The following is a 21860-nucleotide window of genomic DNA, read 5'->3' as shown; positions in this document are numbered from 1 at the left end:
AATGGTCCAATATTGAACCGAGAGGGTGCTGCGTGATGTACTCCGAGCCACTGTCGGCCGCGATCGCCGAGGCGGAGCAGCTGGTTGCCGCCGCCGGTCACATCGAGACCGAGGCCGACCTGCTCGAAGGCCTGCAGTACCTCGCGGGCGGCGTCGAGGCGTGTGTGCACGCCGCCTTCAATGGTGAACGCGACCATCCCTTCCTGATGTCGGGAACCGGGCCGTTCACCAAGATGGGGCTGGACAACCCCGACACGCTGTACTTCGGTACCGTCGTGCGCGCCGACCACGACTACGTCGTCACCGGCCGGCGGGGCAGCACCACCGACCTGAGCTTCCAGCTGCTCGGCGGCGAATACACCGACGACAACGTCCCGGCCAGCGAGGCGGCCTTCGACGACCGCGAACTCGATGTCGCCGACGACGGCAGCTTCACCTGGCGGTTCCGGCCGAAGAAGCCCGCGCAGTTGGTCATCCGCGAGGTCTACAACGACTGGGCCGCCCAGCGCGGAACGTTGGCGATCTCCCGCACCGACACGGTCGGCACCGCGCCGCCCCCGCTGACCCGTGAGCTCGTCGAAAGACGTTATGCGGCAGCGGGGAAGCAACTGATCAACCGGGTGAAGACCTGGCTGGCGTTCCCGCAGTGGTTCTACCTGAACCTGCCGGTCAACACGATGGTGGCACCCCGGCTCACCCCCGGCGGCCTGGCCACCCAGTACTCTTCGGCCGGACACTACGAGTTGGCGCCCGATCAGGCCCTGGTGATCACCCTGCCGGTGACCGACGCGCCCTACCTCGGGTTCCAGCTGGGCAGCCTGTGGTACATCTCGCTGGACTACATCAACCATCAGACCTCGCTCAACGGCACTCAGGCACAGGCGGATCCGGACGGCAAGATCCGTATCGTGGTCTCCGACACCGACCCCGGCGTCACCAACTGGGTCGAGACGCTGGGCCGCCGCAAGGGCTTCCTGCAGTTCCGCTGGCAGCGGGTGTCACGCGCGCTGACCGAGGCGGACGGCCCGACCGTCAAACTCGTCGACGTCGACAAGGTGGCGTCGGCGCTGCCCTACTACGACGACAACAAGATCACCCAAGACGCTTGGCGGGCGCGGATCGCGCTGCGGCAGCAACAGATCGCAAACAGGATGCTGGGGTAGAAGATGACCGGAATGCTTGACGGAAAGGTCGCGGTGATCAGTGGAGTCGGGCCGGGGCTCGGCAGCACGCTGGCGCACCGGATCGCGGCCCAAGGCGGCGACCTGGTGCTGGTCGCGCGCAGTGCCGACCGCCTGGAAGACGTGGCGCAGCAGATCAAGGCCGTCGGTCGCCGCGCGCTGGCCGTCCCCGTCGACATCACCGACGACGACGCGGTCGCCAACCTGGTGAAGGTCGCCACGGCCGAGTATGGCCACATCGATGTGTTGATCAACAACGCCTTCCGGGTTCCGTCAATGAAGCCGTTGGCGCAGACCAGCTTCCAGCACATCCGTGACGCCATCGAGCTGAGCGGCCTAGGCGCGCTGCGGCTGACCCAGGGCTTCACCGAGGCCCTGGCGGCGGCCAACGGCTCGATCGTCAACCTGAACTCGATGGTGATCCGGCACTCGCAGCCCAAGTACGGCGCCTACAAGATGGCCAAGGCTGCGCTGCTGGCGATGTCGCAGTCGCTGGCTTCTGAGCTCGGCGAGCAGGGCATCCGGGTCAACTCCGTTGCGCCCGGCTATATCTGGGGTGACACCCTGCAGGGCTACTTCGCCCACCAGGCCGGCAAGTACGGCACCACCGTTGAGCAGATCTACGCCGCCACTGCCGCCAACTCCGACCTGAAGCGACTGCCGACCGAGGACGAGGTGGCCTCGGCGGTGCTGTTCTTGGCCAGCGATCTGTCCAGCGGCATCACCGGCCAGGTCATCGACGTCAACTGCGGGGAGTACCACAACTGATGGCCGGGCGCACCGATGTCGGCACCGTTGAGGATCTGCACGCCTCGGCCACCAAGATGGTCGGCCTCGATGACTTCGGCCCGGATGACGACGACTACCGCGAAGCACTCGGGGTGCTGTTGGACTCCTACGCCCATGAGGCCGATCTGACCGAGCTGGGCAGCAAGATGAACCGGTTCTTCCTGCGCGGTGCGCTGGTGGCCCGGCTACTCTCCCAAGCCGGCTGGAATGCGCACCCCGAATACGTCGACGTCGCCGTCGAGCGGCCGATCTTCGTCACCGGGTTGCCCCGCACCGGAACCACCGCCCTGCACCGGTTGTTGGGTGCCGACCCGCAGCATCAGGGTCTGCAGATGTGGCTGGCCGAGTTCCCGCAGCCCCGCCCACCGCGCGACACCTGGGACACCAACCCGGTGTACCAGCAGATGGCTGCCCAGTTCGCCCGGCATCATGACGAGAACCCGGACTACACCGGGCTGCACTTCATGACCGCCGACGGTCTGGAGGAGTGCTGGCAGTTGCTGCGGCAGTCGCTGCACTCGGTGTCCTATGAGACGCTGGCGCACCTGCCCAGCTATTCGCGGTGGCTCTCCGAGCGGGACTGGACGCCGTCGTACCAGCGGCATCGCCGCAACCTGCAGCTGATCGGGCTCAACGACCCGGGTAAGCGGTGGGTGCTCAAGAACCCCAGTCACCTGTTCGCACTCGATGCGATCATGGCGGTGTATCCGGATGCGCTTGTGGTGCAATGCCATCGGCCGCCTGCGACCATCCTGGCGTCGATGTGCTCACTGGCTCAGCACACCACCGAGGGTCAGTCGGGCAAATTCGTCGGCGCGCAGATCGGCATCGACGAGATGGAGACCTGGGCGCGCGGACTGGAACTGTTCAACAGTCAACGCGCCAAATACGATCCGGCGCAGTTCTGCGACATCGACTACCGTGAGTTCGTCGCCGATCCGGTGGCAACGGCGGTCGGAATCTACGACCGGTTCGGTATCGCGTTGTCGGACGAGGCCCGCCGAGCGATGGACGAGGACTACGCGGCCAGCCAGACCGGCCCGCGTGCCCCGAAGCACCACTACGCGCTGGAGGACTACGGTCTGACCGCCGAGCAGGTCAACGAGCGCTTCGCCGGACTGTGAGGCCCTAGTCGATTCCGTCGCCCGGTGGGGGAGCGCTGGACTTCTCCTCCAGGTTGCCTTCGGCGACGGCGTGCCGAATGCTCTTGGCCAGGTTGGGACAACCACGGTTGCGGTTGCTGGCGTGACCGGCCTCGCGCTCGGCGGTGAAGTACGCGCACTGGCTCATGGCAGCCGAATTCCACTGCACTGAGGTGTATCCCGGCCCGAGCTTCTTCACTTCGACGGTGGCCCGACAGTGTCGGCATTCCACCGGCGCCAGGCCCGAGTGCAGGTAGCGCTCCGAATCCCGTTCGGTCGCAGCGCGTATCGCCTCGTAGTGGTCCGGGTCGACCGGGAACAGCGGTTGCCGCGCATACCGGGTGTCCGGGCCGGACTCGCCCGCCGGCTCGTCGTCGTGGTCGTCGTGGTCGTCGTGCGGGCCGTAGAGCGCCAGCATGGATCGGGCCAGAGCTTCGACTTCGGGCACCTCGGGGGCCATGGCGGTGTTACTCGGCCTTGACGGTCTCGGCCTCGGCCTGCTCCCGCAGGTTGTCGGCGACTTCGGCGTTCCATTTCTCGTTGGCCACCGTGGCGTCGATCTCGATCTCGAAGCGATCGGTCATCTCCGGCGTGACATCGGCGGCGTCGACGTAGAACTGCGAGTACCAGCGGCGCAGCTGGTAGACCGCGCCGTCCTCCTCGACCAGCAGCGGGTTCTCGATGCGGCTCTTGTGGTTCCAGATCTCGACGTCCTGCAGGAAGCCCTTGCTGACACCGTCGGTCATCGCATCGGCGATCTTCTCGGTGGTCGCGTCGTCCAGGCCCTTGGGCTTCTCCACGATGACGCCCCACATCAGCCGGAACTGGTCCTGGCTGATCGGGTAGTGGCAGTTGATCAGGATCGACTCGGCCTTGAAGCCGTTGTAGCTGTTGTGCAGCCAGTTGATCATGAACGACGGGCCGAAATAGGAGGCTTCCGAATCCAGCTCCGAGCCGCCGTAGCTGGTGCCCAGACCCGGAACGTCGGGGCGTCCCACGTTGTGCAGGTACTGGGAGGCGATGTGGCCCTCGAAGACGTTCTTGAACGAGGTGGGCAGGCCGTAGTGGATGTAGAAGAAGTGCGCGAAATCGGTGACGTTGTCGATGATGTCGCGGCAGTTGGAGTCGATCACCATGGAATTCCAGCGCCAATCGGTCCACTCGCCGCTGGACCACTCCGGGATCTCGGGGATGCGCACCTCGTCCGGTGGCGGGTTGCCCTCCGGGTCGTGCCACATGAACAGCAGGCCGCCGCGTACGTCGGTCGGGAACGAGCGGGTCCGGGCTACCCGGGGGGTCCGCTTGGAGTAGGGGACCAGCTTGCAGCGGCCGTCGCCGCCCCAGCGCCAGTCGTGGAACGGGCAGGCGACCTCGTCGCCCTTGATGGTGCCGCGGCTCAGGTCGCCGCCCATGTGCCGGCAGTAGGCGTCGAGTACGTGCAGGTCACCGTGCGAGTCGCCGAAGACGACCAGCTTGGCCCCGAACCCGTGGATGGCATGCGGCTTGCCGTCCTGGAACTCCTTCACCGGGCCCAGGCAGTGCCAACCCCTCGCGTAGCGATCCGGCAGCGTGCCGGTGTCGATTTCGCGGACGCCGACCTCAGCGCTCTCAGTGCTCACCTGTTGCCTCCAACCCTCAGCTTCTAACTAGAACACGTTACAGTTTTGACGCCTGTTTGCGCAATAAGGCCTGCTGGTTCAGGGTCTTTAGTCCTGGTATATGTGGACGATGCAGCTGTACTCCTTCAACGGGCGCTCGCCGCGCGTCGACCCGACCGCCTTCGTCGCGCCCACCGCCACCCTGATCGGCGATGTCACCATCGCCGCCGGCGCATCGGTCTGGTTCGGCGCAATTCTGCGTGCCGACGACGCGCCCATCGTGGTGCGGGAGGGCGCCAACGTGCAGGACGGCTCGGTGCTGCACGTCCCGCCGGGTGTTCCCGTCGACATCGGCCCGGGTGCGACGGTGGCGCACATGTGCCTGGTGCACGGCGCGCATGTCGGCGCGGAGGCGCTGATCGGCAACCACGCCACGGTGCTCGACGGTGCGGTGATCGGCAGCCGCAGCCTGGTCGCCGCCGGCGCGACGGTGTTGTCCGGCACCAAGATTCCCGACGGGGTGCTGGTGGTCGGTTCCCCGGCCGTCGTCAAGGGACCGATCGCCGGTACCGGCGCCGAGATGTGGATCGACGCGAACCCGAAGTACTACCAGGATCTGGCGCAGCGCTACCGCGAAGGCCTGGAGCGGGTCGAGCAGGAGTGACCTGCTCGGGTGGTCGACCGGTCAGATTTGCGGCTGATCCCCGCGGCCTGGGCGACGACTTCTTGCGTCAAGCCGCGCTCTTGGCGTAGCTCGGCCAATGTCCGACCCAGGGCCTCCGCCAGCTCTCGTTCAATGGCGGACTCTGGCACCCCCGAAACAAGCCGATGTCGATCCTCAGATCTTGCGGGCGCTCGCCGCGGCCCGGTCCAACTCCCAGTAGGCGCGCAGCGCGACCAGCTGACCGGCCGCGTTCGCCCGGTAGGTGAACACACCCTCGGTGACGATCTGGTGGCCGCCCATGGTGATGGTGATGTTGCCGGTGTTGGCTTCCTCGTCACCGCACTGGAAGGTGTCGGAGAAGTTGAACTCGATCTTGTCGGTGGGTGCGATCGCGTTGTCCCAGAACGCCGAGATCGCCTCGCGGCCGGTGTGACCCTTGCCCTCCGGGTCGAAGTGCGACGGGCCGATCGGGTCCTGCACGATCGCGTCGTCGGCGAAGTTCGCCAGCCAGGCTTCCTTGTCCCGGGCCGCCACCGCGTCGCGGGAGCGCTTACCGGCCAGGTGTGCGGGGTGATCTGCTTTCATCGGTGTTCCTCTCAACCAGCGGGCTTGTCGGCGCCGACAACCCACATCGAGTAGTACTGCGAGCCACCGCCATAGGCGTGGCCCAGTGCCTTGCGGGCACCCGGAACCTGGTGGTCGCCGGCCTTGCCCATCACCTGGATCGCCGCTTCGGCGAAGCGGATCATGCCCGAGGCGCCGATCGGGTTGCTCGAGAGCACGCCGCCGGAGGCGTTCACCGGCAGCTTGCCGCCGATGGCGGTCTCGCCGGCCTGGGTGAGTTTCCAGCCCTCGCCTTCGGCGGCAAAGCCCAGATTCTCCAGCCACATCGGCTCGAACCAGGAGAACGGCACGTAGATCTCCGCGGCGTCGATCTCGTCGATCGGGCTGGTGATCCCGGCCTGCTTCCACAACGCGGCGGCGGCGTCCCGGCCGGCCTGCGGGTTGACCTGGTCGCGACCGGAGTAGGCCAGCGGCTCGGTGCGCAGCGAGGTGGCGTGAATCCAGGCCACCGGCTGACCCGCGTCGAGGTGGGCTTGGGCGGCGGCCTCGTCGCCGATCACCACCGCGCAAGCGCCGTCCGACGACGGACACGTCTCGTCGAATCGGATTGGGTCCCACAGCATCTGCGAGGCCATCACCTTCTCCACGGTGATGTCGGGCTGGTGCAGATGGGCCAGCGGGTTCTTCGCGCCGTTGAGCCGGTCCTTGACCACCACCTTGGCGCCGGTGTCCAGGGGCGCGCCGGAGCGGCGGATGTAGGCGCGCACGTGTGGGGCGAAATAGCCGCCCGCACCGGCACCGACCGGCTTGGTGAACGGGATCGGGATGCTCAAGCCCCACATGGCATTGGACTCGGACTGCTTCTCCCATGACATCGCCAGCACCCGGCGATACTTGCCGGACTTGACCAGGCTGGCGGCGACGATCGCGGTCGAGCCGCCCACCGACCCGGCGGTGTGCACCCGGATCAGCGGCTTGCCGGTGGCGCCCATGGCGTCGGCCATGAACAGCTCCGGCATCATGACGCCCTCGAAGAAGTCCGGGGCCTTGCCGACCACCACCGCGTCGATGTCGGCGAACGTCGAGCCGGAGTCGGCCAGGGCGCGGTCGATCGCCTCGCGCACCAGGCCGTTCATCGACACGTCGTGGCGCTTGGCGACGTATTTGGTCTGCCCGGTCCCGAGCACCGCGGCGAGTTGAGCCATCAGTTGCGTCCTTCCATGACCGCGACCAGGTTCTGCTGCAGCGCCGGGCCGCTGGTGGCGTGCGCCAGCACCCGGCCCGCCGAACCATTGAAGATGTGTTGGGCGGCAAAGCCGATGCGCTCCAGGCCCGCGACGAACATCGGGTTGGCCGCCAGCGCGCCTCCGGACGGGTTCAGCTTGACCTTCGACGGCAGTCGCATCGCCTCGGTGAGGATCAGTTGCTGGTGGGTGAACGGCGCATGGATCTCGGCGACGTCCACCGCGGGCATGTCATCGCCGGTGGCGGCCCTAGTTGACGCGAACGTCGACGGTGAGCGGGTCAGGTCCCGGCTGCCCAGCACCGGTGACTCGATGCGGTGCTCGAAACCGGTTATCCAGGCGGGGTTTTCACACATCTCGCGAGCCTTGTCGCCGGACGCCAGGATGATCGCGGCGGCGCCGTCGGTGATCGGGGCGATGTCGTGCCGGCGCAGCGGGTCTGCGAAGAACGGACGCTCCAGCAGTTCGTCAAGGCTGTCCGAGGCCTCCACGCCGTCCACCCGCTCGGCGTGGGCGAACGAGTCCATCGCCACCCGGGCCATCTGCTCGGCGGTCCACTGGCCGCCGTCGAGACCGATCCGGGCCTGCAATCCGGCGATCGAGATCGAGTCCGGCCACAGCGGGGCGACGGTGTAGGGGTCGGTCTGCAGGGCCAGGATCCGGCGCAGCTGCCCGGCCGAGGACTTGCCGAAGCCGTAGGCCAGTGCGGTATCGACCTCGCCGGTCAGCACCTTGATGTAGGCCTCGTACAGGGCCCACGCGGCGTCCATCTCCACGTGTGACTCGTTGATCGGTGGAACCGCGCCAATCGAGTCGATCGCCGAGATGAACGAGAAAGCCCGCCCGGCAAGGTAATCCGAGCTGCCCGAACACCAGAATCCGATGTCGGTCTGGGCGATGCCCAGTTCGCGGTAGAGCTGTTCGAAACACGGCATCAGCATTTCGACGCCGTTGGTGGTGCCGTCGGTGCGGCGGACGTGCGGGGCATGGGCGAAGCCCACCACCGCGACATCGCGAGTGCTCATGTGGCGGTTCCCCTTACAGGTGGTGCTTGTAGGTGTCGTACTCGGCGTCCGGTTCCCCGGTCGGTGCGAAGTACTCGATGTTCTCCATGCCGTAGGTCCATTCCTCGCGGGGCTTCCACACGGCGCGCACCCGCATGCCCATCCGGACGTCGTGGGCGTCGATCTCGGAAACCAGTGTCAGGAAGGGGATGTCGGCGCCGTCGAGCAGCACGTAGGCAGCCACGTACGGCGGCTTGATCTTCTGTCCCTGGAACGGGATGTTGATGATCGCGAACGTGGTGATGATGCCTACGTCGGGCAACTCGACGTAGTCGGTGAGCTGCTGGCCGGTGGCCGGGTCGGCCTCGCGGGCGGGGAAGTACACCTTGCCGGCCTCGCCGCTCTCGCTGAGGGTGCGCGCCCCCAACAGCTTGCCCTCCTTGATCGCACGCAGGTAAGCGCTCTCCGGGTGCGAGGCGCTGTGCTGGATCTCCAACGCGATCGGGGTGATCACCATCGTCACCGGGTCGCGATCGTCCGTACCCGCTTCGACCGGTTCGGGGTCCTCACCGATCTCGAAGTAGGCGATGTCGGTGATCGCGCCTTTCGGCTCGTCGGCCCAGTGCGCGTGCACCCGGGTGCCCACGCTGATCGCGCCCGGGCCGTCCGCGGCGACCGCGTGCAAAAGCGGCACATCGGCGCCGTCGAGTGTGATCAGTGCGTAGGCGAACGGGGTCTGCAGCGGCTGGCCCTCCAGGGGGTCCGGCTGCCAGGACCAGGACACCACGGTGCCCACACTGGCCACCGGTACGATCTCGGTGAGCTGTTCGTAGCTGACCGGGTCGTATTCGGCGGGCGGCACGTACACCCGACCGTCGGAACCGCGGACGCCGACGATGCGGCGCTCACGCAGGGCGGTGAAGAACTGGCCAAGCACCGGTCCCGTCGAACGGGTGTAGTCGAAGGACAGCCCCAGCGGAGCGGACAACGGCGGTTCTGGCGGTTCTGTCAGGGCGGAGCGGTGTTCGCTGACGGTCACGGCATCGAGTAGAACAGGTTCTAGGAATCTGGGCAAGAAGGCGGAAGGAAATCAGGCGATGAAGCTGGGACTGCAACTGGGGTATTGGGCCGCGCAGCCGCCGACCAACCACGCCGAACTGGTGGTAGCGGCAGAGGACTCCGGCTTCGACGCCGTCTTCACCGCCGAGGCCTGGGGCTCGGATGCCTACACGCCGCTGGCGTGGTGGGGGTCGTCGACGTCTCGGGTGCGGCTGGGCACCTCGGTGGTGCAGCTGAGCGCGCGTACCCCGACCGCGTGTGCGATGGCCGCGCTGACGCTGGACCACCTCTCCGGCGGTCGGCACATCCTGGGTCTGGGCGTGTCCGGCCCGCAGGTCGTCGAAGGCTGGTACGGGCAGAAGTTCGGCAAGCCGCTGGCGCGCACCCGGGAATACATCGACATCCTGCGCCAGGTCTGGGCCCGCGAGGCCCCGGTGACCAGCGCCGGCCCGCACTACCCGCTGCCGCTGTCGGGTGACGGCACCACCGGGCTGGGCAAGGCCTTGAAGCCGATCGTGCACCCGCTGCGGGCCGACATCCCGGTGATGCTGGGCGCCGAGGGCCCCAAGAACATCGCGCTGGCCGCCGAGATCGCCGACGGCTGGCTGCCGATCTTCTACGCCCCGCGGCTGGCCGACATGTACAACGAATGGCTGGATGAGGGCTTCGCACGGCCCGGGGCGCGGCAGACCCGCGAGACCTTCGAGATCTGCGCGACGGCACAGGTGGTCATCACCGACGATCGCGCCGCCGCATTCGCCGGAATCAAGCCCTACCTGGCGCTTTACATGGGCGGCATGGGCTCGGAGGACACCAACTTCCACGCCGAGGTATACCGGCGGATGGGGTACTCCGAGGTCGTCGACGACGTCACCAAGCTGTTCCGTAGCGGACAGAAGGACAAGGCTGGCGAGATCATCCCCGACGAGCTGGTCGACGACGCCGTGATCGTCGGCGACATCGACTACGTGCGTAAGCAGATCAAGGTGTGGGAGGCCGCCGGGGTGACGATGATGGTCGTCACCGCACGCGACACCGCCCAGGTGCAGCAGCTGGCGTCGCTTATCTAGCGGCGCGCGGGGGTACTCGAGCGCCATGGACGTCGGCATGGACGAGGAACTGCCCTACATCGATGAGCACGTGGTGCGTGTCGACGCACCGCGAGAGCCGGTATGGGCTGCGCTGCAGCGGTACACGACGTCGTTGCTGAGCAGCGTCAAGCGCAATCCGCTGCTGGTGCCGCTCGGCCTGCAGCCCCGGGCGGGGTTCGCGGTTGCCGAGAGCATCGAGCAGCGGCGCATCAGTCTGGTCGGGCGGCATCGGTTCTCGCGGTATCGACTGGTCTTCGAGCTCAGCGATGATCCCGGTGGCGCGACGCTGTTGCGCGCGCGCAGCTACGCGGCGTTCCCCGGACTCCATGGCCGCGCCTACCGTGCCCTGGTGATCGGCACCCGACTACACGTCGTGGCAACCAACTACATGCTGCGTGCGATCCGCGCCGATGCGCTGGCCTTGCGAGAGAACTAGAACACGTTCTAGATTGACCGGATGAGCGAAGCCGGTCTGTGGAACATCGCCCGTGACACCCCCGACGCCGTTGCGGTGGTCGACGTGCTGGGGGGTCAGCTGACCTACGCGGAACTGGCCGCCCGCGCCGACCGCTACGGTCGCGGCCTGCAGGCGCTGGGCCTGGAGCCCGGCGACGTGCTGGTGATGGTGCTGCCCAACATCGTCGACACCCTGGCGGTGTACTTCGCCGCCATGCAGACCGGGCTGTACATCGTGGCGATCAACTGGCACCTGACCGGCCCGGAGATCGGCTACATCCTGGCCGACAGCGGCGCCAAAGCCCTCGTCGCCCATGAACGGTTCGCTGAAGCGTCACGGATCGCCGCCGATGAGGCCGGCCTGGCCGCCGAGCGGCGGTTCGCCGTCGGCTCGATCGACGGCTTCGTCCCGCTGTCGGAGCTGGGCGCCGGTGAGCAGGGCCGGCCCGACGTCCGCACCATGGGCGCGGCCATGCTCTACACCTCCGGCACCACCGGCAAGCCCAAGGGCGTCAAGCGTCCGCTGACCGGAGCCGACCCCGACGCCGTGCCCGTCGCCGCGGCCGGCTTCTTCGCGCTCTATGACCTGGCACCATTCGACAACCATGTGCACATCTGCGGCTCGCCGCTGTATCACACTGCGGTGCTGAACTTTTCGGCCATCTCCGTCCAGCTCGGCCACAAGGTGGTGCTGATGGACAAGTGGGACCCCGAGGAGAATCTGCGCCTGATCGCCGAGCACAAGGTCACCCACAGCCACATGGTGCCCACCCAATTCCGGCGGCTGTTGGCGCTGCCCGCCGAGGTGCGCGCCCGCTACGACATGTCCTCGCTGCGCAACATCGTTCACGGTGCGGCGCCGTGCCCGCCCGAGGTCAAGCGGCAGATGCTCGACTGGTGGGGGCCGGTGATCACCGAGTACTACGCGGCCACCGAGGGCGGCGGCACCAAGATCAGCGGCGCCGAGTGGCTCGCCCACCCCGGTTCGGTCGGCAAGGCCTGGCCGTACTCGACTGTCAAGGTGCTCGACGACGACGGCAACGAGCTTCCGGCCGGTGAGGTCGGCACCGTCTATATGCAGATGGGCGGATCGAGCTTCGCCTATCACAACGACGACAAGAAGACCGAGGAGAACCGCGCGGGGGATCTGTTCACCGTCGGTGACGTCGGCTACCTCGACGAGGACGGCTACCTGTTCCTGCAGGACCGCAAGACCAACATGATCATCTCCGGCGGAGTCAACGTCTACCCGGCCGAGATCGAGAACGAGCTGATCATGCACCCCAAGGTGCTCGACGTCGCGGTGTTCGGCGTGCCCGACGAGGACTGGGGCGAGGCGATCAAGGCCGTCGTGCAACCGGCTGACGGCGTGGTCGGGGATGAACTGCTGACCGCCGAGCTGATGGAGTACGCCGCCGCGCGGCTCGCGAAGTTCAAGCTGCCCAAGTCAATTGACTACATCGTCGAGATGCCGCGCGACCCCAACGGGAAGCTCTACAAGCGGAAATTGCGGGACCCGTACTGGGAGGGGCGGGGCGCGAAGATTTAGGGCCGTCACCCCGCGCCGATCACCTCGGCGTCGCCGAACGTCATGTCGACGTGGCCCACGATCGACGACATCATCGGCCGCTTCGGCAACCCCAGCGCGGCCAGCTCGCGGGCGTACGGGTGGCTGCCCAGCGTCAACTTGGTGCCGCCCAGCGCCCCGCGAACCCCGGAAATCTTCATGCCCCAAGGGATTTGCCGGGTGACACCGTCGAGGTGGCTGAATGCTATGAGCGTCCGCGGCTTTGAGGTGAACAGGCCGGGAACCGGCAATCCGCGCCCGAACTCCATTGTGGCGATGTGCTCGCCGTCGGCGGCCACGTCGAAACCCAGTCGTCGGCCGTCGCGAACGGTGAAGTCCGCCATGATCTTAGGGAATCCCCAGATGGTGCGCCCGGCCTCGAGCGTGAACTCCTGATTAACCGGCAGGTGGTGGATGAAAGCCCCGGCATCGCCGAGCGCCCGCCAGCCGCTGGTCGTCGACCCCGGCGGGTTGATCATCACCGCGGTGCCGAATTCGTGATACCGGCCGAGGTCGCCGTCGATGTAGCGGGCCAGCATCAGGTTGACCACGGCCTGCCCCGGCCGGTGCTGGAAGACCTGCAGTCCGCTGTAGTCGATCATCGCCTGCGCGGCGTCCGCCGCGACCGCGAACATGGCGGAATGCACATCTGCCTGACGGACGCGGACGGGCATGGTAAGCACAGTGCCAGCGATGGTGTGCTGCGAAAGGGCCATGACGCCCACTGTAATCCGGAGGATGCCGATGACCGAGGTAATGGCGCAAGCCCAGCCGACGACGAGGCCCGACGTCGACCTGACCGACGGCACGTTCTACTCAGACGGTGGCGCACGGGCTGCCTACCAGTGGATGCGCGCGCATGAGCCGGTGTTCCGGGACCGCAACGGGCAGGCCGCCGCGGCCAGCTATGCCGCGGTGATCGACGCCGAGCGCAACGCCGAGCTGTTCTCCAGCACCGGCGGCATCCGGCCGGATCAGCCGGGCATGCCCTACATGATCGACATGGACGACCCGGAGCACCTGGTGCGCCGCAAACTGGTCAACGCCGGCTTCACCCGCAAGCGTGTGCACGCCCAGCTGCCCTCCATCGGCGACCTGTGCGACGCGCTGATCGACGCGGTGTGCGAGCGCGGTGAGTGCGACTTCGTCCGCGACATCGCCGCGCCGCTGCCGATGGCGGTGATCGGCGACATGCTCGGTGTGCTGCCCGAGGATCGGTCGAAGTTGCTGAAGTGGTCCGACGACCTGGTGGCCGGGCAGAGCTCACACCTGGACCCGGAGTCGGCGACGTTTCAGGCCGTCATGGAGGCGTTCGCCGGCTGGACGGAGTTCACCCGGGAGATCATCGTCAAACGTCGGGCCGACCCGACCGACGACCTGTTCTCGGTCCTGGTCAACGCCGAGGTGGACGGCGCTGTGATGACCGACGACGAGATCATCTTCGAGACCCTGTTGATCCTGATCGGCGGCGACGAGACCACCCGCCACACGCTGTCGGGGGGCACCGGGGAATTGATGCGCCACCGCGATCAGTGGGACCAGCTTCGCGCGGACTCGAGCCTGTTGCCCGGGGCCATCGAGGAGATGCTGCGCTGGACCTCGCCGGTGAAGAACATGTGCCGCACGTTGACCGCCGACACCGAGTTCTACGGCACCGAGCTCAAGCAGGGTGAGAAGATCATGCTGCTGTTCGAAGCGGCGAACTTCGATGAGGCGGTGTTCGAGGATCCGGAGCGCTTCGACATTCGGCGCAATCCCAACAGCCACCTTGCGTTCGGCTTCGGCACCCACTTCTGTATGGGCAATCAGCTTGCCCGCCTGGAGCTTTCGCTGATGACCGAGCGGGTGCTGAAACGGCTGCCGGACCTGCGGCTGGCCGACGGGGCGGAGGTGCCGCTGCGGCCGGCGAACTTCGTCAGCGGCCCGGAGGCGATGCCGGTGGTGTTCACGCCGACGGCGAGGGTGCTGGGCTAGGAGCATTTAACTGCCCCCGCCGAACGTCTAATCAGACCGGAAAAGTCGCCGGATTCTCGGTCCCAGTACACGTTCGGCGAGCGCGGGCAGCAGCAACCCGACTGATGATCCCGGCTTCGGTGTCTTCGACAGTGACCCGGATGTCGATCCAGCCAAGCCCGGTCACTGTTTCGTGACGCCTGATGCCCTTGTTGAATGCCCCGCGGGTAGTTCGATGGTGATCACCTTCATAGTCGACGCCGACTTTGATGTCCTCCCAACCCATGTCCAGTACCGCAACGAGCTGCCCCCACTCGTCGTAGACCGGGATCTGGGTCTGCGGAGGCGGAAAACCCGCGTTGATCAACGACAGCCGCAGCCGAGACTCTCGCGGCGACTCGGCTCCGGCGTCGACGAGTGACAGCGCGATGCGGGCTCGCCGGATGTTGCGCCGGCCCGGATACCGGTCGGCCAGTAATTCGACGTCGGCCATCTTGAGGCGCGTTGCGCGGGCCAGCGCGTCGATGGCCGCGACGGCCTTCCAGACCGGGTACCGGCAGGCCAGGTCCAACGCGGTGCGTGCTGGGGTGGTGACCCGCATGCCCGCGATCAGCTGGACTTCGTCGTCCTCGAATCGGTCCGACCAGGTCGTCACGCCCCGGGGCGGACGCCGGCAGTCGTAGAGCAACTCGGCCGGCGCGCGATCGTCGACCCATTTCGCGCCGTGCAGGGCGGCGGCCGACTGGCCCGCGACGACGCCGCGCCGTCGTGACCACAGCCACGCGGCTTTGGCCCGCAGCACGGCGGTGGGCCGGGTGCCGCGCGGCAGGTACACGTCGTGGTGGACCGAGGTGAACCGACTGCTCAACGCATATTTGGTCAGCCGCCCTGCGGCGACGGCTTCGCTGCCGATAAATGGCTGTCTCATGACGGGAGTCTGCCAACGACCACCGACAAGCCGCCGAGCGTGTACTCAGACCGAAAAAGAGCCCGAAAAATCGGGCTGATTACACGTTCGGCGACGAGACCCCCAGCGACTCGACAATTGCGTCGGTCGGCGAACTCCACTTCAGGTCCAGATCCGCCAGGGTGGCCGAGTCATCGGTCGGGGTGGCCGAGGTCAGCAGCCAGGCCGCCTCGTAGCTCAGCGACTCGGGCAGCGGCAGCAGCCGGCTGGCCAAATCACTCACCCGCCCGATCCCGCGGAACACACTGGGGGCCACCCGGATTCGGCGCACCGGCTTGCCCAACCCCTGCTCCACGGCCGCGATCATCTCGTCGAAGCTCACCATGATCCCGCCGCACAGGTAGCGGTGCGGGCCGCGGCCGGGCCGCATCAGCGCCTCGTGCACCCGGCCGATGTCGCGGACGTCGACCATGGCCATGCCGCCGCGCACGATCGGCGCCACCCGATACTTCACGATCGGTACCCAGCCGCGTTCGGTGACGCCGGGTGCGGTCCAAAACGCGGGCCCCACAACGCTGGAGGGGTAGGTGACCACCACCGGTGCACCCTCGTCCTGCAGTCGGCGGGCCACCCGCTCGCCGTAGGCCTTGGTGCGGGCGTAGGCGCTGCGACCCGGCACGGTCGGGGAATCGGGGCCGATCACACCGTTCGGCGGCGGGAACAGCGCACTGTAGGAGCTGACCGAGACCACCGGGTCCAGGCCCGCCGCGACGGCGCGGGTCAGGATCGACTCGGTGGCGTAGGCGTTGATGTCCCACATCAGTTTCTCGTGGCGGTCGTTGGTGCCGACCACGCCGGCGGCGTGCAGCACCGCGTCGCAGCCGTCCAGCAGCGCGGCCACCACCCCGTTGTCGCGGATGTCGCCGTCGAGCACCTCGACCGCGCCCAACTCCTGCAGCCGGGGAATGACCGGTTCGTCGCCGCACCCCGGGGCGACCATCAGCCGCACCGAATGTCCGGCTTCCAGCAGGGTCTTGACGGTGTGCGCGCCGAGGTAGCCGGTGCCGCCGGTGACTGCGATTTGCATCAGCGGTTCTTGAACTCGGGCTTGCGCTTCTCGGCGAACGCCCGCGGGCCTTCTTTGGCGTCCTCGCTCAAGAACACCTTGATCCCGATCTGGGTGTCGAGCTTGAACGCCTCGTTTTCGTGCATGCCCTCGGTCTCGTGAATGGTGCGCAGCATCGCCTGCACCGCCAGCGGACCGTTGTTATTGATCTGCTCGGCGATCTCCAGCGCCTTGGTCAGCGCCTGGCCGTCCGGCACCAGGTGCCCGATCAGGCCCATTGACAGGGCTTCGGCGGCGGTGATGTGGCGGCCGGTGAACAAGAGGTCACACGCCATCGTGTAGGGAATCTGGCGCACCAGCCGCACCGCGGAGCCACCCATCGGGTACAGGCTCCACTTCGCCTCGGAGATGCCGAACTTGGCGCTCTCACCGGCGATGCGGATGTCGGTGCCCTGCAGGATCTCGGTGCCCCCGGCGATCGCGGGTCCCTCCACCGCGGCGATCAACGGTTTGGTGAGGCGCCGGCCCTTGAGCAGTCCGTCGATTCGTGACGGGTCGTAGCTGCCGTCTTTGAAGGAGTCGCCGGGCGCCTTCTTGTTGGCGGCTTTGAGGTCCATGCCGGCGCAGAAATAGCCTCCGGCGCCGGTCAGGATGCACGAGCGGATCTCGTCGTCGTTGTCCACCCGGTCCCAGGCTTCGACCATGATCGCCAGCATTTCGCCGGACAACGCGTTGCGGGCCTCGGGCCGGTTCAGCGTCAGGATCAGGGTGTGTCCGCGCTGCTCAACGAGGGCGTGGGGCTGTTCTGACGACTCGCTCACCGGCGACCGCCTTTCCGGTATGGGGCCTCGACTTGAAATCGAAATGTAACACGTTCTAGTTTGTGTGGTGTGGCTCTCAACATTGCGGATCTCGCCGAACACGCCATCGACGCCGTACCGGATCGGGTTGCCCTTATCTGTGGTGGCGACCAGCTGACCTACGCGCAGCTGGAGGAGAAGGCCAACCGGCTCGCCCATTACCTGATCGACCAGGGCGTCAAGAAGGATGACAAGGTCGGCCTCTACTGCCGGAATCGCAACGAGATCGTCGTCGCGATGCTCGGCATCGTCAAAGCCGGCGCGATTCTGGTCAACGTCAACTTCCGCTACGTCGAGGGAGAGCTGCGCTACCTGTTCGACAACTCAGACATGGTCGCGCTGGTACACGAACGTCAGTACGCCGACCGGGTCGCCAACGTGCTTCCCGACACCCCGAAGGTGAAGACCATCCTGGTGGTCGAGGACGGCAGTGATCTGGACTACCAGCGTTACGGCGGCGTGGAGTTCGAGTCGGCGCTGGCGCAGAGCTCACCCGAGCGCGACTTCGGACCACGCAGTGCCGATGACATCTACCTGCTCTACACCGGCGGCACCACCGGGTTCCCCAAAGGTGTGATGTGGCGCCACGAGGACATTTACCGAGTCTTGTTCGGCGGCACCGACTTCGCCACCGGTGAGCCGGTCGCCGACGAGTACGACCTGGCCAAGGCCGCGGCCGCCAACCCGGGGATGATCCGCCACCCGATCCCGCCGATGATCCACGGCGCCACCCAGTCGGCGACCTGGATGTCGCTGTTCAGTGGCCAAACCGTTGTGCTGGCACCGGAATTCGATGCTGACGCGGTGTGGCGCACCATTCACGACCACAAGGTCAACCTGCTGTTCTTCACCGGCGACGCGATGGCCCGCCCGCTGCTGGACGCGCTGTTGGCGCACCAGGATGCAGGCGAAGAATACGACCTGTCGTCGCTGTTCCTGCTGGCCTCGACCGCGGCGCTGTTCAGCCCGAGCATCAAGGAGAAGCTGCTGGAGTTGCTGCCCAACCGGATCATCACCGACTCCATCGGGTCTTCCGAGACCGGCTTCGGCGGCACCAGCATCGTCGCCAAGGGCGAAGCACACACCGGCGGGCCGCGGGTCACCATCGACAAGACCACCGTGGTGCTCGACGAGGACGGCAACGAGGTCGAGCCCGGTTCGGGCGTGCGGGGCATCATCGCCAAGCGCGGCCACATCCCGGTCGGCTACTACAAGGACGAGAAGAAGACCGCCGAGACGTTCCGCACCATCAACGGGGTGCGCTACGCCATTCCCGGCGACTTCGCGCAGGTCGAGGCCGACGGCAGCGTCACGATGCTGGGCCGCGGCTCGGTGTCGATCAACTCCGGTGGCGAGAAGATCTACCCCGAAGAGGTCGAGGCCGCACTCAAGACCCACCCGGACGTGTTCGACGCCCTGGTCGTCGGCGTGCCCGACCCGCGCTACGGCCAGCACGTCGCCGCGGTGGTGCAGGCACGGGCGGGCGCCCGCCCGTCGTTGGACGAGATCAACGCCTGCGCCCGCACCGAGATCGCCGGCTACAAGGTGCCGCGCAGCCTTTGGTTCGTCGACGAGGTGAAGCGCTCCCCGGCTGGCAAACCCGACTACCGTTGGGCCAAGGAGCAGACCGAAGCGCGGCCGGCCGACGAGGTGCACGCCAAGCATGTGGTGGCTGACAGTTAGCCGTTTTTAACGGCGAGCTACACCCGGCGGTCCGTCGCCTGAGCTAATCTCGGTCGATGCAGCGACTTTCGGGAGTGGATGCGGCGTTCTGGTCGGCCGAAACGGCGGGCTGGCACATGCACATCGGCGGCCTGGCGATCTTGGATCCGAGCAACGCGCCCAACTACAGCTTCGAGCTGGTCCGCCAGCTGCTGATCGAGCGACTGCCGCAGTTGCCGCAGCTGCGCTGGCGGGTCAGCCCGGCTCCGCTGGGCCTGGACCGGCCGTGGTTCGTTGAGGACGACGAACTCGACATCGACTTCCACCTGCGGCGCATCGGGGTGCCCGCCCCGGGCGGGCGACGCGAGGTCGAGGAGCTGGTGGGCCGGTTGATGTCCTACAAACTGGACCGGTCCCGGCCGCTCTGGGAGCTGTGGGTGATCGAGGGGGTCGCGGGCGGCCGGATCGCGACCCTGACGAAGATGCACCACGCGATCATCGACGGGGTGTCGGGGGCGGGACTGGCCGAGATCATGTTCGACATCACGCCGGAACCTCGCCCGCCGCAACCGGAGTCGGTTCGTTCGTTGTCCGGAATCGGCTTGCCCAGCTTCGAGCGCCGCGCGATCGAGGAACTTCTCAACGTCGCGGTGATGACGCCGTACCGTATCGGCCGGCTGCTTCAGCAGACCGTCCGCCAGCAGATCGCCGCCATGGGCGTGACCCGCAAACCGCCGCGTTTCTTCGATGCGCCGGTGACCCGGTTCAACGCCAGTGTCTCGCCGCACCGGCGGATCACCGCGTGCCGGGTCGAACTCGCCCGGATCAAGGCCGTCAAGGACGCCTACGACGTCAAACTCAACGACGTGGTGCTGGCCATGGTCGCCGGTGCCGTTCGCGACTATCTGAGCAAGCGCGGTGAGCTGCCCGACAAGCCGCTGGTCGCCCAGATCCCGGTGTCGACCCGTACCGAGGAGAGTCAGGGCGAGGTCGGCAACAAGGTCAGTTCGATGACGGCTTCGCTGGCCACCGATATCGAGTCAGCGGCCCAGCGGCTCAAGACCATTCACGCCAGCACCCAGAGCGCCAAGCAGATGGCCAAGGCGCTGTCGGCGCACCAGATCATGGGGCTGACCGACACCACCCCGCCCGGGCTGCTGCAGCTCGCGGCGCGGGCTTACACCGCGACCGGCCTGTCGAATCGGCTGGCTCCGATCAACCTCGTGGTCTCCAACGTTCCGGGGCCGCCGATTCCGATCTACATGGCTGGCGCGGAATTGGAATCGCTGGTGCCACTGGGGCCGCCGGTGATGGACGTGGCGCTGAACATCACCTGCTTCTCCTACCGCGATCACCTCGACTTCGGCTTCGTCACCACGCCCGAAGTCGCCGACGACATCTACAAGATGGCCGACGCGATCGAGCCGGCGCTGGCGGAGTTGGAACGCGACATCGACCGCGGGAAGGCCCGGACCGGCCGACGCTGAGCGCTACCGGCCCGGCAACGCCTGGATTGCGCGGATCATCGGGGTCAGCAGCTTCTGCCACAGCGGGCCGGAAATCCCCAGCGGCGGATCGAGATTCAGGACCCGGGCGGTGGAGACCGTTTGCGACTCGGTGTACTTGAGGATCCCGTCCGCACCGTGGCGGCGCCCCACCCCGGAGGCCTTCATGCCGCCCATCGGTGCGGCGACGCTGCCGAAGGCCAGCGCGTAACCCTCGTCGACGTTGACGGTGCCGGACTTGATGCGCGCGGCGATCGCCTCGCCCTGGGACTTGCTGGCCGCCCACACGCTGGCGTTGAGCCCGTATTCGGTGTCGTTGGCCTTCGTGATGGCCTCTTCGACGCTGTCGACCGGGTAGATGGACACCAGCGGGCCGAACGTCTCGTTGCGGCCGCACTCCATCTCGTCGGTGACGTCGGTGAGCACCGTCGGCTCGTAGAACAGCGGCCCGATGTCCGGGCGGGCGTTTCCGCCGGCAATCACCTTGGCGCCCTTGGCCTTCGCGTCATCGACGTGGTTGGACACGGCCTTGATCTGGTCTTCGGAGATCAGGCTGCCCATGTCGGCGTTGAAGTCGTAGACCGCGGAGAGCTTCATGGCCTTTACCTGCTCGGCGAACTTCGCGGCGAACTCGTCGGCGACCTCGCGCTCGACGTAGATCCGCTCGATCGAGATGCACAGCTGGCCGGCGTTGGAGAAACACGCGCGGGTGGCGGCCTTGGCGACCTCGGAGAGGTTGGCGCCCTTGGTAACGATCATCGGGTTCTTGCCGCCGAGCTCCGCGGAGAAGCCGATCAGCCGGGAACCGCACTGTTCGGCCAGGGTGCGCCCGGTGGCGCTGGAGCCGGTGAACATCAGGTAGTCGCACTGGTTCACGATCGCGGTGCCCACCACTGAGCCCTGGCCGGGCACCACCGCGAACACGTCGCGTGGCAGGCCCGCCTGATACAGCAGTTCGGCGTTGGCCAGCGTGCAGTAGGGCGTCTGGCTGTCCGGCTTGATGACCACCGCGTTGCCCGCCAGCAATGCGGGGATGGAGTCCGAAATAGACAGTGTCATCGGGTAGTTCCATGGCGATATCACCCCGATGACGCCCTTGGGATGGTGGTTGACGACGGTCTTGACGATGCCCGGAAGCAGGCCAGCGACCCGCTTGGGGGCCAGCAGTTTGGCGGCGCTGCGCGCGTAGTAGCGCGCGTTGAGCATGATGTCGAGGATCTCCTCCTGGGCCGCCGAGCGGGCCTTGCCGGTCTCGGCCTGACAGACGTCCATCAGGAAGTCTCGGTTGGCGATCACCAGGTCGCGGTAGCGCTCGATGATGGCGGCGCGGTCCTTGACGCTGCGGGCGGCCCACCGAGCCTGTGCGGTACGCGCTTTGACGAAGGCCGCCGTCACGTCGTCGGCGGTGCCGATCGGGATTGTCGTCAGTTCCTTGCCGGTGAAGACCTCGTCGATGGACCGAACCGGGCGGCTGTCCATGTTGTCGATGGCGACCAGCTGGCGCAGTCGGTCGAAGTCGGTGGCGGATGGGGCGGGCATGGCGGCCTC

22 protein-coding genes are annotated in these 21860 nt (G+C 67.0%); 10 read left to right on the top strand and 12 right to left on the bottom strand.

Going from position 1 to position 21860, the window contains the following annotated elements; translation table 11 throughout:
* The first annotated feature begins 35 nt into the window (after window positions 1-35).
* Genes K6T84_RS19890 through K6T84_RS19880 form a run of 3 tightly spaced genes read left to right on the top strand, consistent with a single transcriptional unit; the run spans window position 36 to window position 3094 of the window.
* Entirely contained in the window at window positions 36-1163 is a 1128-nt protein-coding gene (locus tag K6T84_RS19890) for a hypothetical protein (protein ID WP_225400783.1), read from the top strand.
* A 3-nt stretch (window positions 1164-1166) separates the two neighbouring features.
* The gene (locus K6T84_RS19885; RefSeq protein WP_224862986.1) at window positions 1167-1949 is read left to right on the top strand and encodes an SDR family oxidoreductase; all 783 of its coding nucleotides are present in this window, start codon (window positions 1167-1169) and stop codon (window positions 1947-1949) included.
* Window positions 1949-3094 (top strand): sulfotransferase family protein, encoded by a 1146-nt coding sequence (locus tag K6T84_RS19880; RefSeq protein ID WP_224862984.1) that lies wholly within the window; start codon window positions 1949-1951, stop codon window positions 3092-3094. The genes K6T84_RS19885 and K6T84_RS19880 overlap by 1 nt, the downstream gene beginning before the upstream one ends.
* 4 nt (window positions 3095-3098) lie before the next feature.
* Here the strand turns inward: K6T84_RS19880 and K6T84_RS19875 are convergent, their stop codons facing one another.
* Both K6T84_RS19875 and K6T84_RS19870 read right to left on the bottom strand, forming a co-directional pair.
* A complete protein-coding gene (locus K6T84_RS19875) occupies window positions 3099-3572 on the bottom strand; it encodes a hypothetical protein (RefSeq protein WP_224862982.1) in 474 nt (157 codons plus the stop codon).
* A 7-nt stretch (window positions 3573-3579) separates the two neighbouring features.
* Complete coding sequence (locus tag K6T84_RS19870) at window positions 3580-4731, bottom strand: 3-ketosteroid-9-alpha-monooxygenase, oxygenase component (RefSeq protein WP_224862980.1); 1152 nt, start codon at window positions 4729-4731, stop codon at window positions 3580-3582.
* Between the two features lie 109 nt (window positions 4732-4840).
* Here K6T84_RS19870 and K6T84_RS19865 point away from each other — a divergent pair, with 109 nt between their 5' ends.
* Window positions 4841-5374 (top strand): gamma carbonic anhydrase family protein, encoded by a 534-nt coding sequence (locus K6T84_RS19865; protein WP_224866002.1) that lies wholly within the window; start codon window positions 4841-4843, stop codon window positions 5372-5374.
* Here K6T84_RS19865 and K6T84_RS19860 read toward each other — a convergent pair.
* Genes K6T84_RS19860 through K6T84_RS19840 form a run of 5 tightly spaced genes read right to left on the bottom strand, consistent with a single transcriptional unit; the run spans window position 5338 to window position 9198 of the window.
* Window positions 5338-5523: a helix-turn-helix domain-containing protein gene (locus K6T84_RS19860; protein WP_224862979.1), complete on the bottom strand. Its 186-nt coding sequence runs from the start codon at window positions 5521-5523 to the stop codon at window positions 5338-5340. The two genes, K6T84_RS19865 and K6T84_RS19860, sit on opposite strands and share 37 nt — an antisense overlap.
* Window positions 5524-5548: 25 nt before the next feature.
* The gene (locus tag K6T84_RS19855; protein WP_224862977.1) at window positions 5549-5959 is read right to left on the bottom strand and encodes a nuclear transport factor 2 family protein; all 411 of its coding nucleotides are present in this window, start codon (window positions 5957-5959) and stop codon (window positions 5549-5551) included.
* 11 nt (window positions 5960-5970) lie between these two features.
* Window positions 5971-7143: a thiolase family protein gene (locus K6T84_RS19850; protein WP_224862975.1), complete on the bottom strand. Its 1173-nt coding sequence runs from the start codon at window positions 7141-7143 to the stop codon at window positions 5971-5973.
* The gene (locus K6T84_RS19845; protein ID WP_224862973.1) at window positions 7143-8207 is read right to left on the bottom strand and encodes a thiolase family protein; all 1065 of its coding nucleotides are present in this window, start codon (window positions 8205-8207) and stop codon (window positions 7143-7145) included. Before K6T84_RS19845 ends, K6T84_RS19850 begins: the two co-directional genes overlap by 1 nt.
* A 13-nt stretch (window positions 8208-8220) precedes the next feature.
* Entirely contained in the window at window positions 8221-9198 is a 978-nt protein-coding gene (locus K6T84_RS19840; RefSeq protein ID WP_225402068.1) for a Zn-ribbon domain-containing OB-fold protein, read from the bottom strand.
* Window positions 9199-9283: 85 nt separating this feature from the next.
* Between K6T84_RS19840 and K6T84_RS19835 the strand changes: the two genes are divergently transcribed.
* From K6T84_RS19835 to K6T84_RS19825, 3 genes are read left to right on the top strand one after another with little or no spacing between them, the layout of a single operon-like run.
* Window positions 9284-10315, top strand: coding sequence for an LLM class F420-dependent oxidoreductase (locus K6T84_RS19835; RefSeq protein ID WP_225400782.1), 1032 nt, complete (start codon window positions 9284-9286; stop codon window positions 10313-10315).
* A gap of 25 nt (window positions 10316-10340) precedes the next feature.
* Window positions 10341-10772 carry a hypothetical protein gene (locus K6T84_RS19830; protein WP_225400781.1) on the top strand — a complete coding sequence of 144 codons (432 nt, stop codon included), beginning with the start codon at window positions 10341-10343 and terminating at the stop codon, window positions 10770-10772.
* 21 nt (window positions 10773-10793) lie between these two features.
* Complete coding sequence (locus tag K6T84_RS19825) at window positions 10794-12341, top strand: acyl-CoA synthetase (RefSeq protein ID WP_225400780.1); 1548 nt, start codon at window positions 10794-10796, stop codon at window positions 12339-12341.
* 5 nt (window positions 12342-12346) lie between these two features.
* Here the strand turns inward: K6T84_RS19825 and K6T84_RS19820 are convergent, their stop codons facing one another.
* Entirely contained in the window at window positions 12347-13075 is a 729-nt protein-coding gene (locus K6T84_RS19820; protein WP_225400779.1) for an acetoacetate decarboxylase family protein, read from the bottom strand.
* Window positions 13076-13115: 40 nt separating this feature from the next.
* Here K6T84_RS19820 and K6T84_RS19815 point away from each other — a divergent pair, with 40 nt between their 5' ends.
* Window positions 13116-14333 carry a cytochrome P450 gene (locus K6T84_RS19815; protein WP_225402067.1) on the top strand — a complete coding sequence of 406 codons (1218 nt, stop codon included), beginning with the start codon at window positions 13116-13118 and terminating at the stop codon, window positions 14331-14333.
* Between the two features lie 31 nt (window positions 14334-14364).
* Here K6T84_RS19815 and K6T84_RS19810 read toward each other — a convergent pair whose 3' ends face one another.
* From K6T84_RS19810 to K6T84_RS19800, 3 genes are all read right to left on the bottom strand, one after another.
* Window positions 14365-15240, bottom strand: a complete 876-nt coding sequence (locus K6T84_RS19810) for a type IV toxin-antitoxin system AbiEi family antitoxin (RefSeq protein WP_224862963.1) — start codon at window positions 15238-15240, stop codon at window positions 14365-14367.
* Window positions 15241-15319: 79 nt separating this feature from the next.
* The gene (locus K6T84_RS19805; protein ID WP_224862961.1) at window positions 15320-16306 is read right to left on the bottom strand and encodes an NAD-dependent epimerase/dehydratase family protein; all 987 of its coding nucleotides are present in this window, start codon (window positions 16304-16306) and stop codon (window positions 15320-15322) included.
* Window positions 16306-17106 carry a crotonase/enoyl-CoA hydratase family protein gene (locus K6T84_RS19800; protein ID WP_224862960.1) on the bottom strand — a complete coding sequence of 267 codons (801 nt, stop codon included), beginning with the start codon at window positions 17104-17106 and terminating at the stop codon, window positions 16306-16308. Before K6T84_RS19800 ends, K6T84_RS19805 begins: the two co-directional genes overlap by 1 nt.
* A gap of 69 nt (window positions 17107-17175) precedes the next feature.
* Here K6T84_RS19800 and fadD19 point away from each other — a divergent pair, with 69 nt between their 5' ends.
* Together fadD19 and K6T84_RS19790 are read left to right on the top strand one after the other, a co-directional pair.
* On the top strand, window positions 17176-18828 hold the full coding sequence (gene fadD19 / locus K6T84_RS19795; RefSeq protein WP_225400778.1) for a medium/long-chain-fatty-acid--CoA/3-oxocholest-4-en-26-oate--CoA ligase: 1653 nt from the start codon (window positions 17176-17178) through the stop codon (window positions 18826-18828).
* A gap of 56 nt (window positions 18829-18884) precedes the next feature.
* A complete protein-coding gene (locus tag K6T84_RS19790; RefSeq protein WP_224862956.1) occupies window positions 18885-20294 on the top strand; it encodes a WS/DGAT/MGAT family O-acyltransferase in 1410 nt (469 codons plus the stop codon).
* Window positions 20295-20297: 3 nt separating this feature from the next.
* Here K6T84_RS19790 and K6T84_RS19785 read toward each other — a convergent pair whose 3' ends face one another.
* Window positions 20298-21851: a succinic semialdehyde dehydrogenase gene (locus K6T84_RS19785; protein WP_224862954.1), complete on the bottom strand. Its 1554-nt coding sequence runs from the start codon at window positions 21849-21851 to the stop codon at window positions 20298-20300.
* Window positions 21852-21860 lie beyond the last annotated feature (9 nt).

It is taken from the genome of Mycobacterium zoologicum (assembly GCF_020181635.2).
Lineage (GTDB): Bacteria > Actinomycetota > Actinomycetes > Mycobacteriales > Mycobacteriaceae > Mycobacterium > Mycobacterium zoologicum.
This window is presented reverse-complemented; position numbering and strand designations above follow the sequence as displayed.